The organism is Sphingomonas sp. Leaf38, assembly GCF_001421825.1.
Taxonomy (GTDB): domain Bacteria; phylum Pseudomonadota; class Alphaproteobacteria; order Sphingomonadales; family Sphingomonadaceae; genus Sphingomonas.
In genome coordinates, this window is the sequence record NZ_LMLD01000010.1 from 1 (window position 1) to 284 (window position 284).

The following is a 284-nucleotide window of genomic DNA, read 5'->3' on the forward strand; positions in this document are numbered from 1 at the left end:
CCAATTTCGTCTACGCATAAGCCTCCGGCGCATCAGTCTCGAAAGCGTAGACGACGCCCGTCGAGATTTATTCCATGGTTGAGCCAATTATTGATCCTCAGCAAAACAATGGTCTCATCGTGACCCTGCCGATGGTTGACCAGGTCGCCGTCGGACAGCATATGCTCGGCACGGCGATGGATTTCCGCCGGGCCATTCGGCCGAACCGCCCTCGCAAGGGTCGATGATTCCTACCAGGCGCCGCAAGGCAGCAAGGAGGAATCGTGCGCGCGACATTTCGCAAT

General features: G+C 57.4%; 1 riboswitch.

Going from position 1 to position 284, the window contains the following annotated elements:
• Positions 1 to 163: 163 nt before the first annotated feature.
• Positions 164 to 240, forward strand: a riboswitch (Fluoride riboswitch).
• The last annotated feature ends 44 nt before the right edge of the window (positions 241 to 284 follow it).